This window comes from Massilia glaciei (assembly GCF_003011895.2).
GTDB classification, from domain to species: domain Bacteria; phylum Pseudomonadota; class Gammaproteobacteria; order Burkholderiales; family Burkholderiaceae_D; genus Telluria_A; species Telluria_A glaciei.
Map to the genome: position 1 here is coordinate 45842 of NZ_PXWF02000042.1, position 14442 is coordinate 60283.

Consider the following 14442-nt stretch of genomic DNA (forward strand, 5'->3'; position numbering starts at 1 on the left):
CGCCACGGCTTACTTGCTTGCGCACTTGCTTACGCTGCTTGCTTCTGTGTAATCTTGCCGAGCAGACGCGCTTGTTCCGCGCGGAACCCGGCGACCGCCTTCTCCTTCACGTGGCCGAAGCCGCGCACCTGCTCCGGCAGGTTCGCCAGCGCCACCGCCGTGGCCAGGGTGTCGGGCGTGAGCGTGGCGAGCTGGCCTTCGATCATGGCGCGGTATTCGACGATCAGCGCGCGCTCCATCTTACGCTCTTCGCTGTAGCCGAAGATGTCAAACGCGCCGCCGCGCAGGCCCTTGAGCTTGGCCAGCATGCGCAACGCGTGCCACATCCACGAGCCGAATTCCGCTTTGACGAGGTGGCCCTTGGCGTCCTTTTTGGACAACAGCGGCGGCGCCAGATTGAATTTGAGCGAAAAGTCGCCCTCGAACTGGGATTTCAGTTGTTCGACGAAGCGCCCGTCGGTGTACAGGCGCGCCACTTCGTACTCGTCCTTGTAGGCCATCAGCTTGAAGTAGTACTTGGCCACGGCGCTCGAGAGCTTGTTGCCCAGGCCCTGCGCGGTTTCGGCCGCGCGCACGCGCGCCACCAGATCGTTGTAGGTCCCGGCGTAGGCCGCGTCCTGGTACGCTGTGAGGAAGGCGGTGCGCTTCTGGATCACGTTCTCCAGGCTTTGCGGCATCTGCATTACGATCGCCTGGGTTGGCGTGGCGATTTTTTCAACGCGCTTGAGGTCGACCGCGGCGCGCCTGCCCCACAGGAAGCTGCGCTTGTTCGAGGCGATCGCCACGCCATTGAGTTCGATCGCGCGCAGCAGCGCCGCCTCGCCCAGCGGGATGCGGCCCTTCTGCCACGCGTAGCCGAGCATGAACAGGTTGGCCGCGATCGAGTCGCCCATCAGCGCGGTGGCGAGCTTGGTGGCGTCGATGAAGTCGGCCGCCGGCAGCGCCGGCGCGCCCACCGATTCCTCGATCAGCGCGCGCACCTCGGCGACCGGATACTGCCAGTCGGCGTTCTGGGCGAAGGTGCCGGGCGGCTGCTCGTGCAGGTTGATGACGGCCAGCGTGCGGCCGGGGCGCATCTTCGAGACCGCGTCGTGGGCGCCGGCGGTGAGCATGTCGCAGCCGAGCACCAGGTCGGCCTCGCCGGTGGCGATGCGCTGGGCGCGCAGGTGGGCCGGCGACTTGGCCACCTTCACGTGCGAGGTCACCGAGCCGTTCTTCTGGCTCATGCCGGTCATGTCGAGCACCGAGGCGCCCTTGCCCTCGAGGTGGGCGGCCATGCCCATCAGCGCGCCGACGGTGATCACGCCGGTGCCGCCGATGCCGTTGATCAGGATGTTGTACGGCGCCTCGAGCGGCGGCAGCACCGGCTCGGGCAGGGCGCCGAAGCCGTCGTCCGCGTCGTTTTTGGCCACGCCCGCTTTCGATTTCTTGAGCGTGCCGCCCTCGACCGTGACAAAGCTCGGGCAGAAGCCCTTCACGCACGAGTAGTCCTTGTTGCAGGACGACTGGTCGATGGTGCGCTTGCGCCCGAATTCGGTCTCCTTGGGCAGGATCGAGGTGCAGTTCGACTGCACGCCGCAGTCGCCGCAGCCCTCGCACACGGCCTCGTTGATGACGATCCGCTTGTCCGGGTCGGGGAATTCGCCCTTCTTGCGGCGGCGCCGTTTTTCGGCCGCGCAGGTCTGGTCGTAGATCAGCACCGACACGCCGGCGATCTCGCGCAGTTCGCGCTGGACCGCGTCCATGTCCTTGCGGTCGTGCAGCGTCACGCTGGCCGGCAATGCGCCGCGATCAAGGTAGCGCGACAGGTCCTCGGTCACCAGCGCGATGCGCTTGACGCCCTCGGCCGCCATCTGCCGGGCGATCATCGGCACCGAGGTGATGCCGTCGACCGGCTGGCCGCCGGTCATCGCGACGGCGTCGTTGTAGAGGATCTTGTAGGTCATGTTGACCCTGGCCGCCACCGTGGCGCGGATCGCCAGGTAGCCCGAGTGGAAGTAGGTGCCGTCGCCGAGGTTCTGGAACACGTGTGGCACCTTCGAGAACGCGGCCTGGCCGATCCACGGCGCGCCCTCGCCGCCCATGTGGGTGGTCAGCTTGTTCATCTCGGGGTAGATCGCGGTGGCCATCACGTGGCAGCCGATGCCGGCCAGCGCGAGGGAGCCGTCGGGGACCTTGGTCGAGGTGTTGTGCGGGCAGCCGGAGCAGTAGAACGCGGGGCGGAACGGGGTGTTGACGGCCTTTTTGAGGACCGCGTCCTTGGCGTCGAGGAACGCGAGGCGGTCGCGGATCTGGTCGCGGGTCTTCTGGTCGGTGACCAGCCGGCCCACGCGCGAGGCGATCACGCGCGCCACCTGCGAGACCGAGAAGTCGGCCTTGGAGGTGAGCAGCCATTCGCCGCGCGGGGCGACCCATTCGCCCTTTTCGTCGAACTTGCCGATCACGCGCGGGCGCACGTCGTCGCGCCAGTTGTAGAGCTGTTCCTTGAGCTGGTATTCGACGATCTGGCGCTTCTCCTCGACCACCAGGATCTCGTCGAGGCCCTGGGCGAATTCGCGCACGCTGTCGGGCTCGAGCGGCCATGGCATGGCGACCTTGAACAGGCGCAGGCCGACCATGGCCGCCATCTGCTCGTCGATGCCGAGGTCCTCGAGCGCGTCGAGCACGTCGAGGTAGGATTTGCCCGAGGCGATGATGCCGAGCTTGGCGTCGGGGCTGTCGATGGTGACGTGGTTGAGTTTATTCTCGCGCGCGTAGGCCAGCGCCGCGTAGATCTTGAAGTCCTGCATCAGCGCCTCCTGCTTGCGCGCCTGCATGCCGAGCGGGTCCGACGACAGGCGCGTGTTCAGGCCGCCCTCGGGCATGACGAAGTCCCGCGGGATTTTCACCCGCACGCGGTGCGGGTCGGCGTCGACCGAGGCGCTCGACTCGACCGTGTCGGCGAGCGCCTTGAAGGCGACGGTGCAGCCCGAAAAGCGCGACATGGCCCAGCCGTGCACGCCCAGGTCGAGGTATTCCTGCACATTGCACGGGTACAGCAGCGGGATCATCGAGGCCGAGAACAGGTGGTCGGACTGGTGCGGCAGGGTCGAGGAATAGGCGCCGTGGTCGTCGCCGGCGACCAGCAGCACGCCGCCGTGCTTCGCCGTGCCTGCGTGGTTCATGTGCTTGAAGACGTCTCCGCAGCGGTCCACGCCCGGGCCCTTGCCGTACCACATGGCGAACACGCCGTCGTAACTGGCCGGGCCGATCAGGTCGACCGTCTGCGAGCCCCACACGGCGGTCGCGGCGAGGTCTTCGTTCACGCCCGGCACGAACTGCACGTGGTGCGCCTCGAGGTGGCCCCTGGCCTTCCACAGCGTCTCGTCGAGTCCGCCGAGCGGGGAGCCGCGGTAGCCCGAGATGAAGCCGGCCGTGTTGAGGCCGGCGGCGAGGTCGCGCTCGCGCTGGATCAGCGGCAGGCGCACCAGCGCCTGTATCCCCGACAGGAAGATGCTGCCGCTGCGGGCCGTGTACTTGTCGTCGAGGGTGGTCGTGGCCATGCGGCCCGGGACGTCCCGCGCGGTGGCGGGGGCGAAGGTGTCAGGCAAGAGTTGCTCCAAAAGTTGCTCCAAAATCGTGGTTCGGTCGTTCGCCCGCCACCGGCGGCGCCGGGTGGGCGCGGGAGGTGGAGGGGAGGGCGCCGCGGTGGGCGGCAAAATCAGGGTCGGGCGAAGTGTATGACCTTCCCGCCGGCGGGGGAAATACGGTTTTTGGATGGGGGTATAGGAAAAACTGATGGCCCTGGGCGGCGCCATTCAAATTTGTATGGAAGGCGCCTTGGCTATGCAGGAATGGATAGCAGGCGGGCGCCGAGCCAGGTGCCGCCACGGCACAGCTCGGCGGTGACCTCGAACACGAGCGCGCGCACCGCCGCCGCGGCGTTGGTCAGTGGAATGTTTCTAGATGAGCAAAGCAGGACCGTGCGCGAGATCGGCGGGCTGTGGATCGGGCGCGCCAGCATCGCGCCGCGTTCGACCTCGGCCAGCATGGGCGCGAGCGGCAGGATGGTCGCGCCCATGCCGGCCAAAATCGCCGACTTGAGGATCGCGATCGAGTTGATCTCGATCACCGTGCCCAGCGTCAGCCCGGCCGCGCGCGCCGCGCTTTCGACCTGCGGGCGCACGCCCTGGTGCTGGGCCGGCAGGATCAGGGTCGCGCCGAGCGCGGCGCGCAGGCTGACGGCGTCGCCCCCGGGCGCGCCGGCGGCGTCGGCGCGGCAGATGAACATGAGCTCCTCCTCGATCAGCGCGGTGCCGGAGAAGCCCGACAGCTGGCCGTCGTCGAACAGCACGGCCAGGTTGATGCGGCCCGACTTGAGCTGCTCGCCCAGGCTGCCCGACAGCTCCTCGGTCAGCTGCAGCGTGATCTCGGGGTAGCGCGCGCGCGCGGCCAGCAGCAGCGGCAGGGCCAGCGCGCCGGAAATGCTGTGCGGCAACCCCAACGTGACGCTGCCCGAGGGCCGGGTGGCCGACTGCACCACCGCCGCGCGGGCGTCGGCGACCTGTTTCAGGATCGCCTGGGCGTGTTCGTAGAACACCTTGCCGGCGTCGGTGCTGAGCACTCCCTGGGCCGAGCGGTGCAGCAGCTGCACCCCGAGGTCCTGCTCGAGCTGGCGCAGCTGCGCCGTCAGCGCCGGCTGGGCCACGTGCAGCACCAGCGCCGCGCGCGAGAGCGAGCCGTGGTCGACGATGGCGACGAAGTAGCGGAGCTGGCGCAGTTCCATGGTTTGCGTGGGGGAGTGGCGGGGCGGGGCCGCGCCGCTCCTAGAAAAACTCGGCGGTGTCGTTCGAGGCGACCGCCGTCAGCAAGCCCCCGGCGACGAGCTGCTCGTAGTCGCACACCTGGTTGCGGCCGTGGCTCTTGGCGTAGTACAGCGCCTGGTCGGCGCGCCCGAGCGTGATCACGGGCGACTCGTAGGCGCTGATGCTGACGAAACCGACACTGACGGTGACCCGTCCGACCTGCGGGAAGTCGTGCGCCTCGACGTTGGTGCGGAAGCGGTCGATGATGTTGCGCGCGCTGTCGAGCCTGGTCGAGCGCAGCAGCACGACGAACTCCTCGCCGCCGAAGCGGAACACGCGGTCGTTGGCGCGGAACGAGGACTGCATCAGGTTGGCGATCAGGATCAGCACCTCGTCGCCGTACAGGTGGCCGAACTTGTCGTTGACGAGCTTGAAATGGTCGACGTCGACCACGGCGAGCCACTGCCGCTCGAGGTCGGACGGGTGGCGCCGCTCCGGCGCCGGCGCGGCGGCCTCGGCCTCGCTCGAGGCCTGCAGCATCTTGGCCAGCTGGTCGTCGAAGGTCTTCCGGTTGAGCAGGCCGGTCAGCGAGTCGCGCTCGCTGTAGTCGAGCAGGTTCTGGAAATTGCGGTAGACGCTGACGATGCCGCCGATGACGTGGATGGTGTCGGCGCTGTAAGGGGTCGGGTGCATGATCTCGAGGCAGGTGTCGGCCTTGTCGCCGAACCAGATCGGCAGCCACAGGGTCAGCTTGCCTTCGCCCGAGACCGCCTGCGCGCTGGTGCCGTGGCGCGCGATGCAGTCGGCCAGCTCGGGATAGGCGCCGAGCGGCTCGCCCGGCAGGTTCGGGTCGGGCTGCTCTTCGACGCGCGCGGCGCCGCCGGCGCAGATGATCGCGCGCGAGCGCACATACTGCTGGCCACGCACGGTGGTGATCGACAGCACCCGCGTCTGCGAGGCGCCCGCGAGCTCCTGCACGGCCGCCATCACGGACACGTCGAGCATCGTGTGATCGCGGTGGCCGGTCATGTCCACCATGTGTTTCAGAAGGGAATCCATGTCATTCTCAGCAAGGTAATCGAGCCACTACCGCGTAGCCTGCGGATGTGCGGTTTAACGTTTTGCCATTGATGCTGCAAGACTATCTGTCGGCGGGAGGCAAGCCCGTGCAGGATAAAGGCTTTTGACCGCACTGGCAATGTAAGTTGCGCGGTCGGTTTTACATTCTCCCGACCTGATTCTACAGTCGTGCGGGCGCTTGCGACGGGGGCGGTGAGGATTTTGTCGTTCGCCATCCACAGTCGGGCCCGCACGGCAACCCCGAGCCCGGTTTGCGCAACATTCGGCCCGAATCGAATGATGCTGCCGAGGAAATTTGCGTGATATCAATTTATTAATGCGCGTAGTCCTTATAGTCAATCCAATGGCGCCGCACATGAAGGAAGGCAAGAAATTCTTCGGCGGCAAACGACGCGGGCCCGGTCGTTCCGGCGGCACCAGGGCATTTATTTTCTCCACCTAAAAAGGAGTTTGTCATGAGCAAATTCACCTCCGCAGTAAAAACCTTCGTGGCTGACGAAAATGGCGTGACGGCCATCGAATACGGCCTCATCGCCGCCTTGATCGCCACCGCGCTGATCACTGCCGTCGGCTATGTCACCCTCGGCCTGTCCACGGCGTTCTCGAAAATCCAGACAAAAATGTCCATTCCCTGATCCGGGACGTGTGCCGCTTTCCGGACAGGGCCCTGCCCGGGAAGCATTCGCCGCCGCGCGAAAAACCCCCTCCTCCGCCCCCCCTTCCAGCGATGCGCCGCCGGCGCCGACTGTCCGAATTGCTCAACAAAGTCCCAAATGCAAATAATGCCTTCGGGTAAATTTGTCGCGCATCAATTTATTGAATTTGAGCAGTCCTTATAGTCAATCCAATGGCGCGCCGGTCTTGGCCGGCTGCCAGGACCGGTTCTTTTTCTCATCCCCAACAGGAGCTCTTCATGAAAAAATTTATCTCCGCCACAAAAACCTTTATGGCCGACGAGGGTGGCGTGACGGCCATCGAGTACGGCCTGATCGCCGCCTTGATCGCAACCGCGCTGATCACGGCCGTCGGCTACATCACGCTCGGCCTGAGCACGGCATTCTCGAAAATTCAGACGGTGATGCAAAGCATTCCCTGAACCATCGTTCGGCCGCTTCCCCGGCCTGCGCGGCCCGGGAGGCTTTTTTTTTACTGTCATCGAAAGCGCGCCATGTCAATTCCCATCTTGCTCGACCTGTCCATGCTGGCGCTGGTGACGGCGGCCGGCGTGCAGGATCTTTTGCAACGGCGCATCGCGAACCGTCTGGTCGGTATTTTTTCGCTGCTTGCGCTGGGCCTGCACCTGGCGGCGGGCGGCTTCGCCGCGGCTTGGTCGAACTGGGCCTGCGGCGCGGCCACCGGACTGGCGCTGTTCCTCCCCCTTTATATGTTGCGCGGCATGGCCGGCGGCGACGTCAAATTGATGGCCGCCGTGGGCGCCTTCGCCGGCCCCGCGCTCGCGCTCAAGATCGCGCTGGCCACGTTTTGCATCGGCGGCGTGATGGCGCTGGTGATCGTGCTCGCGCGCGGCCGCGTGCGAGACCTGCTGACCAATCTGGCGGCCCTGCTGCGGCCGTTGTTCATGCGCCTGGCGGGCATGTCGTCCGCGATCGAACCGCTGCCGGCGGCCAGCGTCGGCAACATGCCTTACGGCCTGGCAATAGCACTGGGAACCATGCTCATGTTGTCCATGCGCCAAGCGTGATTTTGCTGCACGGCCTTATTTGCTTTTCATCAAAAATGCCCGCTGTCCGCTTCGTTAAGATGAATTTATACCTTCTGGAAACAGCGTAGCGCTTTACAGGGAGAATGGAAATGATCGAGGCCGAATCGACGGCGACCGCCACGGCGGCGGCAGGCAGGGTGCGCGGCCAGGGGCAGGCGCTTGACGACCTCGCCGCCATCCTGCCGCCGCAACCGAAGACGGTGCGCGACAGCGGCCTGGAACGCTCCCTGATCGTCGAGCTCATCGCCAAGTCCATGCACATCGGCGGCAAGACCCACCTGCCGGTGCTGGTGGGGCGCCTCAAGTTGTCGATCAACGTGCTGCGCGAGGTGCTCGACGGGATGGTCGCCGAGCAGATGGTCGAGGTGGCCTGGCGCGGCGAGTCCGAACTCGACGTGCAGTACCAGCTGACCTCGGTCGGCAAGCTGTGCGCGCTCGAATACCAGGCGCGCTGCCGCTACGCCGGCCCAGCCCCGGTCACGCTGGCGGCCTACCGCGAGGTCGCGCAGCGCCAGTCGTGCCGCCATCCGCAGGCGGCCCACCTGCGCGCCCCCGAGCTGGCCGCCGCGCTGGCCGACGACGGGCTCGAGCCGGCCGTGCGCGACATGATCGGCGCGGCCATGCACGCCGGCCGCCCGCTGCTGCTGTTCGGGCCCTCGGGCAGCGGCAAGACCACGCTGGCGCGCAAGCTCGGGCGCATGCAGCAGGGGGTGGTGGCGGTGCCGTACGCGATCCTGGTCGGCCAGCAGATCATCGCCTTCCACGATCCGGTGGTGCACCAGCCGCCCTCGCCGCTGCTGGCGCGCCAGGCCGAGGAGCGCCGCAGCGTAGACACGCGCTGGGCGCTGTGCCAGCGCCCCGTGGTCCAGGTCGGCGCCGAGCTGACCCCCGACATGCTCGACCTGCGCTACGACGAGGCCGGCGGGGTCTACCACGCGCCGCCGCACTTCATGGCCAACGGCGGCATGCTCGTGGTCGACGACCTGGGCCGCCAGCGCATGTCGAGCGGCGATTTGCTCAACCGCTGGACCGGGCCGCTCGACCTCGGCGTCGACCAGCTGACCATGCACGGCGGGCACAAGGTCAGCGTGCCGTTCGACGCCACCCTGGTGCTGGCGACCAACCTGGCGCCCCATCTGCTGCTTGACGACTCGTTCCTGCGCCGGATCGGCTACAAGGTCCACATCGGCCCGCTCAGCGAGGCCAGCTACCGCAACCTGTTCCGCCACCAGTGCCGCGGCATGCGCATCGTGTTCGACGAGGCCGTGCTCGACCACCTGGTCAAGCGCCTGCATGCGGCCACCGGCAAGGCGCTGCTGGCGAGCTACCCGCGCGAGCTGCTCGGGCGCATCGACGACTTTGCCGGCTACACCGGCATCGCCCCCCGCCTGACCGTGGCCGCCCTCGAGCAGGCCTGGGTCAGCATGTTCGCCGGCGGCACCGCCGGCGCCGCCTCACCGTCGCAGCCGCCGGCCCAGTTCAAGGCCGTCGCCAGCGACATCCTGTCGGAGAAGATCTGATGAAAAACAAGCGCGCACTGATCATGATGGGGGTGGCGGTCCTGCTCGGACTGGTCGCCGTACTGCTGGCTTCACGCTGGCTGATCACGCAGTCGGCTGCCAACAGCAGCCAGATCGTGGTCGCCGCGACCGACGCCACGCTCGGCCAGCGGCTCACGCTCGACATGCTCAAGCTGAGTGACTGGCCGGCCGACAACCTGCCCAAGGGGGCGAGCACGGACATGAAGGCATTCGACGGCCGCGTGCTCAACGCGAGCGTCCAGCGCGGCGACCCTTTGAGCGAGGCCAAGCTGGCTCCGCTCGGCACCCTGGGCGGTCTGTCGGCCCTGATCACCGAGGGCAAGCGCGCCATCACGGTGCGCGTCAACGACGTCATCGGCGTGGCCGGCTTCGCGCTGCCGGGCAACTACGTCGATATCATCGTGCACACCGAGCGCGAGGAGACGGCGCAGGACGGCAACAGCGGCCACCGGGTCGACCGCCACATCTCCAAGATCGTGCTCGAACGGATACTGGTGCTGGCGGTCGCGCAAGAGGTCAGCCGCGACGACACCAAGCCGCGCGTGGTCAACGCCGTCACGCTCGAGGTCACCCCCGAGCAGGCCGAGCAGCTCGACCTGGCGCGCGGCGTGGGCAGCCTGTCGCTGGCGCTGCGCAACCAGGTCGACCCGAATTCGACCCCGACCGAGGGCGCCACCAAGCGCTCGCTGTTGTTCGAGGACAAGCCAGCCGCGCCGGTGGTGGCGGTCGCCGCCGCGCCCAAGCCGGCCCCGCGCGCCAGGCGCGCGGTGGTGCACAAGGTGGCCGCGCCGCCCCAGCCCCAGCGCGAGTGCATCAGCGTCATCGCCGGCACCCAGATTTCACAAGAGTGCTTCTGATCTTTCAAAGTTTCGATTTCACTGGGATGAGCGACATGAAAAAATGCGCCACACAAGGGCAGGTCACACGCGCTGTCAACCTTTGCGCGGTCGGATTGGCGCTGTCGGGCGCCCTCGGCGGCGCCGCGCTGGCGGCGCCGGCGCCCGAGGCCGCGCGGCCGCAGGCCGATCGCGGCGGGCTCGGCCTGCGCTGCACCGGCCAGGCCGCCACGCCGGGCAAGATGGCCCTGCACATCGGCAAGTCGAGCATGCTGCGCATGCCGGCCGCCGTGCTCCACCGCAGCGTCGGCAATCCGAACGTGGTGCAGGCCATGCTGGTCGCGCCCGACACCATGTATGTGCTCGGGGTCGACGTCGGCGCGACCAACATGATGTTGCAGGACAAGTCCGGCCAGTGCAGCGTGATCGACATCGTGGTCTCGGTCGACCCGGGCACGCTGCAGGCGTCGCTGGCGGCCATCATGCCCGAGGAGCGCGACATCCGGGTGGTCTCGGCGGCCGATTCGCTGGTGCTGACCGGCACCGTGAGCGACGCCGCCGCCGCCGCCCGCGCCTACGAGCTGGCCTCGGCCTTCGTGCGCCGCCCGCTCAAGCCTGCCAACAAGAAGAGCGACGAGGCCGGCGAGGGCGAGCCGGCCGCCACCGGCACCGGCCTCAACAACATCCGCGTGGTGAACATGCTCAGCGTCAGCGCGCCGCAGCAGGTCATGCTCGAGGTCAAGATCGCCGAGGTCTCGAAGTCCCTGCTCGAGCGCCTCGAGGCCGGCGCGACCTTCAGCTTCTCCTCGGGCAGCTGGGCCAGCACGCTGCTGTCGAACTTCCTCACCGGCACCGCCGGCGGCCTGCTCGACATGCGCAAGAGCAATGGCAACCAGCTCACGCTCGAGGCCCAGAAGCAGGACGGCCTGGTGCGCGTGCTGGCCGAGCCGACCATCATGGCCATCAGCGGGCAGGAGGGCAGCTTCCTGGCCGGCGGCAAGATCTTCATCCCGGTCGCGCAGGACAACAACAAGGTCACGCTCGAGGAGAAGGAGTTCGGGGTCGGGCTGCGCTTCACGCCGACCGTGCTGGCCGGCGGGCGCATCAACCTGCGCGTCGCGCCCGAGGTCTCGGAGGTCTCGCGCCAGGGCATCGGCATCACGGCGACCGGCTTCTCGGGCGGCGCGGTGCTGCCTTTGATCACCACCCGGCGCGCCAGCACCACGGTCCAGCTGTACGACGGCCAGAGCTTCGCCATCGGCGGCCTGATCAAGAACAACTTCGTCACCAACCTCAAGGGCCTGCCGCTACTCGGCGAGATCCCGGTGCTCGGCGCGCTGTTCCGCAGCACCGACTTCCAGCAGGACCGCACCGAGCTCGTGTTCGTCGTCACGGCGCGCCTGGTCAAACCGCTGCCTCCCGACTACGCGCTGCCGACCGACGCGGTGGCCGCGCCGAGCCGCGCGGAATTGTTCCTCGGCGGAAGGCTCGAAAGCGGGGCAGCGCCCGCCGCCAAGGCCGCGCCCGGATCGTCCACGCCGTCGCCGGACGGCGCGCGCGGCTTCGAACTGAAATAGGGAGAACACCATGAACACATGCAAACACGCTCGCATCACCTCGGCCCTCGCGCTGGCCTTGGCGGCCGCGCTGTCGGGCTGCGCCGCGCCCGCGCAGGTTGGCTTCGGCGACACGGTGCGCGCCGCGCTCGGCTCGCAGGTGATCGCGCCGGACGCGGCGCGCAACCAGGACCCGGTCAGCGGCATCGACGGGCGCGCCGCGCGCGCGGCCAGCGACAACTACGAGCGCTCGTTCACGACGCCGCAGCCGGCGGCCGCCGGCAGCCTGCTCTCGGGCAGCGCAAAATGAAGCCGGGCGCCGGTGCGCGCGCCCGCGGGCGCCGCCAGGGCGGCACCTTCGCCGTCATGTTCGGTCTGATGCTGGTGGCGCTGATCGGGTTTTTCGGCCTCGCGCTCGACCTGTCGCACATGTACGCGCGCCACACCGAGATGCAACACCTGGCCGACGGCGCCGCGCTGGCGGCCGCGCTCGAACTCGACGGCACCAAGGCCGGGGCCGGGCGCGCGGCCGAGCGGGCCGGCGAGGTGGTCGAGTCGAACCGCTTCAGTTTCCTGCAGCACGCCAAATGGTCGGATGAGGCGATCAGTTTCGCCGGCGCGCCCGACGCGCCCGCGTCCGACTGGACGCCGGCGGCCGCCGTCACCGATGCCAACGCGGGCGCGCTCAAGTTCGCCAGGATCAACACCGCATGGCTCGACGGCAACCCGGGCGCGGTCGAGATCCTCTTCATGCGCGCCATGTCGTCGGCGCTGCCCGAGACGGTGCAGACCGGCGCGAGCGCGGTGGCCGGGCGCATCGGCTCCCAGGTCGGGCCGCTGGCGGTGTGCGCGATCGACAACGTGGCGCTGCGCGGGGTCGACCGCGGCGTCGCGGGCGGCGCCAACAGCTTCGAACTGGTCGAGCACGGCTTCCGGCGCGGGGTCGGCTACAACCTGCTCGCGCTCAACCCGACCGGCCCGCTGCCGCTCAATTTCCTGATCAACCCGGTCGACTTCCCGGGCCGGCCCAACGACGCGGCCAACCTGGCGCCGGCGGCCGCGCGCCCCTACGCCTGCAGCGGCACCATCCACGCGCCGCGTGTGACCGGGAACAACACCCTTTACGTGGCCGCGGGCTTTCCGACGGCGCTGCTCGACGCGCTCAACACGCGCTTCGGCACAGATCCGGCCGGAAACATCTGCGACGCGACCTTCGCCGGACCGGATGCCAACGTCAGGGCCTACAGCGGCAACGATGCGGCCTGGATGACGCCGAGACCGACCCTGATCAGCGCCAGATCGCTGACGACGGCGGCGCCGGCCAGACTGCTGACCGTGGCCGACGCCGCCGGCCCCGCGCTTACCAGCACCGACTACGGCGTGCTTTGGTCGTTCGCCAAGGCAGTCAGGTACAAGGCGAGCAGCCCGGACGGGGTCGGCACCGCGTTCAGTCGTACCAATTGGCCGAATCTGTATCCGGTGTCCGACGGCCTTGCCAGTACCAACGAGGTCACGCTGCCGTATGCGAAGCTGTTCGGACAGTACTACCTGAAGCCGACGGCGCCGCAGGTCGGATTGAGCAACCGCCGCGTGCTCAACGTGCCCTTGCTCTCCTGTCCAGTGGCCGGCGCCGGCGCGACCGTGCTCGGGATCGGCAAGTTCATGCTGACGGCGCCGGCCGACGCCGCCGTGCCCGCGCTGTACGCCGAGTTCGGCGGGCTGGTGCGGGAGGCCTCGGTCTCGTCCACCGCGGCGTTGTTCAAATGAGCGCCGCCGTCCGCCTCCAGCGCGCGCGGCGCGCGCGCGGCGCCAAAGGCTCGGTCGCGATCGAGCTCGCGCTGATCATCCTGCTGACGTTTTTCCTGATCCCGGTGGTGATCATGTACGGGCGCGCCTTCATGTATTACAGCGCCATGAAGCAGGCCTCGCACGATGCCGCGCGCTTCATGGCGACGATGCCGCTGGCGCAGATGCTGGTGACCGAGCGCGAGGAGGCGGTCGAGGTGGTCGCCAACCAGATGATAAGGCGCGCGCTTGCCGCGGCCGGCATCAAAGCGTCGGAGATCACAGCGGTCCAGATCCTGTGCGACAACCCGGACACGTCGGTGACCTACTGCAACGTGGCCGCGACGGGCGACCCGAAACCGCTCGCCGTCACCGTCGTGATCAATGTCAAGTACGACTACTCGCTGTACGGCGAGATCGTCCAGGATTTTTTGCTCGGCAAGCCGAACTTCAAGATCAACGCCGAAACCACCGTTCCGTATGCGAACTGACAGCGCCAAGAGGTTATCTGTGATGCGTACACCCTTCCGCCGGCGCAAGCTGGAGCGCGGCATCGCCGCCGTCGAGTTCGCGCTGTGCGCGGTCGCGTTTTTCGCGTTCATGGGCGCGCTGGTCGAGACGGCGCGCGTGGTTTACCTGGTCAACACGATGGGCGAGGTGGCGCGGCGCGGCGCGCGCATGGCCGCCGTGACCAACTTCTGCGACAAGAACGCGCTCGCCGCGCTGCGGCTCGAGGCCGTGTTCGGCGGCAGCCTGCCGGCGGCCGACAACATCACCGACAAGAGCGTGGCGATCTCCTACCTGCAGGCCGACGCCAGCACCCCGGTGGCGGCGCTGCCGGCCTCGCCGGAGCAGAACCTGTCGAACTGCACCGTCAACGCGACGGCGCCGAACTGCATCCGCTTCGTGCGCGTGCGGGTGTGCCGGCCCGGCACCGACTGCGCCAGGATCGGCTACCTGCCCTGGTTGCCGGTCACCGATCTGATGCCCGCCGGCGGCATCCCGCTGTCCGACTTCACCACCGTCACGCCGGCCGAGAACTTCGGCTACCGGCCGGACGCGGCGAGCGCCTGCAGCGGCTAAGCGCGGGGCGTGCGCGCCCACACCACCCGAACCGACAACAGGGCCACAACGAGG

Annotated in this window: 13 protein-coding genes; 10 read left to right on the forward strand and 3 right to left on the reverse strand. The window is 68.1% G+C overall.

All coding sequences use genetic code 11. The annotated features are described in order from the left end of the window. Window positions 1–29: 29 nt before the first annotated feature. The 3 genes from C7C56_RS03110 to C7C56_RS03120 all read right to left on the reverse strand — a co-directional run bounded on the left by C7C56_RS03110 (window position 30) and on the right by C7C56_RS03120 (window position 5843). A complete protein-coding gene (locus C7C56_RS03110; RefSeq protein ID WP_106756073.1) occupies window positions 30–3542 on the reverse strand; it encodes an indolepyruvate ferredoxin oxidoreductase family protein in 3513 nt (1170 codons plus the stop codon). A 281-nt stretch (window positions 3543–3823) separates the two neighbouring features. Continuing rightward, the gene (locus tag C7C56_RS03115; protein WP_106756037.1) at window positions 3824–4765 is read right to left on the reverse strand and encodes a LysR substrate-binding domain-containing protein; all 942 of its coding nucleotides are present in this window, start codon (window positions 4763–4765) and stop codon (window positions 3824–3826) included. A 40-nt stretch (window positions 4766–4805) separates the two neighbouring features. Beyond that, on the reverse strand, window positions 4806–5843 hold the full coding sequence (locus C7C56_RS03120; protein ID WP_106756038.1) for a GGDEF domain-containing protein: 1038 nt from the start codon (window positions 5841–5843) through the stop codon (window positions 4806–4808). 476 nt (window positions 5844–6319) lie between these two features. Here C7C56_RS03120 and C7C56_RS03125 point away from each other — a divergent pair, with 476 nt between their 5' ends. The 10 genes from C7C56_RS03125 to C7C56_RS03170 all read left to right on the forward strand — a co-directional run bounded on the left by C7C56_RS03125 (window position 6320) and on the right by C7C56_RS03170 (window position 14388). After that, window positions 6320–6499 carry a Flp family type IVb pilin gene (locus tag C7C56_RS03125; RefSeq protein ID WP_106756039.1) on the forward strand — a complete coding sequence of 60 codons (180 nt, stop codon included), beginning with the start codon at window positions 6320–6322 and terminating at the stop codon, window positions 6497–6499. Between the two features lie 278 nt (window positions 6500–6777). Next, complete coding sequence (locus tag C7C56_RS03130) at window positions 6778–6960, forward strand: Flp family type IVb pilin (RefSeq protein WP_106756040.1); 183 nt, start codon at window positions 6778–6780, stop codon at window positions 6958–6960. Between the two features lie 72 nt (window positions 6961–7032). Continuing rightward, window positions 7033–7566 (forward strand): A24 family peptidase, encoded by a 534-nt coding sequence (locus C7C56_RS03135; RefSeq protein WP_106756041.1) that lies wholly within the window; start codon window positions 7033–7035, stop codon window positions 7564–7566. A 110-nt stretch (window positions 7567–7676) separates the two neighbouring features. Beyond that, window positions 7677–9107: a DUF8689 domain-containing protein gene (locus tag C7C56_RS03140; RefSeq protein ID WP_181373002.1), complete on the forward strand. Its 1431-nt coding sequence runs from the start codon at window positions 7677–7679 to the stop codon at window positions 9105–9107. Further along, a complete protein-coding gene (cpaB, locus tag C7C56_RS03145) occupies window positions 9107–9985 on the forward strand; it encodes a Flp pilus assembly protein CpaB (protein WP_106756042.1) in 879 nt (292 codons plus the stop codon). The genes C7C56_RS03140 and cpaB overlap by 1 nt, the downstream gene beginning before the upstream one ends. A gap of 35 nt (window positions 9986–10020) precedes the next feature. Next, window positions 10021–11541, forward strand: a complete 1521-nt coding sequence (locus tag C7C56_RS03150; protein WP_181373003.1) for a type II and III secretion system protein family protein — start codon at window positions 10021–10023, stop codon at window positions 11539–11541. 10 nt (window positions 11542–11551) lie between these two features. Further along, window positions 11552–11830 (forward strand): pilus assembly protein, encoded by a 279-nt coding sequence (locus tag C7C56_RS03155; RefSeq protein ID WP_106756044.1) that lies wholly within the window; start codon window positions 11552–11554, stop codon window positions 11828–11830. Beyond that, window positions 11827–13287, forward strand: a complete 1461-nt coding sequence (locus tag C7C56_RS03160; RefSeq protein ID WP_106756045.1) for a pilus assembly protein TadG-related protein — start codon at window positions 11827–11829, stop codon at window positions 13285–13287. Before C7C56_RS03155 ends, C7C56_RS03160 begins: the two co-directional genes overlap by 4 nt. Then, the gene (locus tag C7C56_RS28575) at window positions 13284–13796 is read left to right on the forward strand and encodes a TadE/TadG family type IV pilus assembly protein (RefSeq protein ID WP_181373004.1); all 513 of its coding nucleotides are present in this window, start codon (window positions 13284–13286) and stop codon (window positions 13794–13796) included. Before C7C56_RS03160 ends, C7C56_RS28575 begins: the two co-directional genes overlap by 4 nt. Window positions 13797–13818: 22 nt before the next feature. Further along, window positions 13819–14388, forward strand: coding sequence for a TadE/TadG family type IV pilus assembly protein (locus tag C7C56_RS03170; RefSeq protein ID WP_181373005.1), 570 nt, complete (start codon window positions 13819–13821; stop codon window positions 14386–14388). The last annotated feature ends 54 nt before the right edge of the window (window positions 14389–14442 follow it).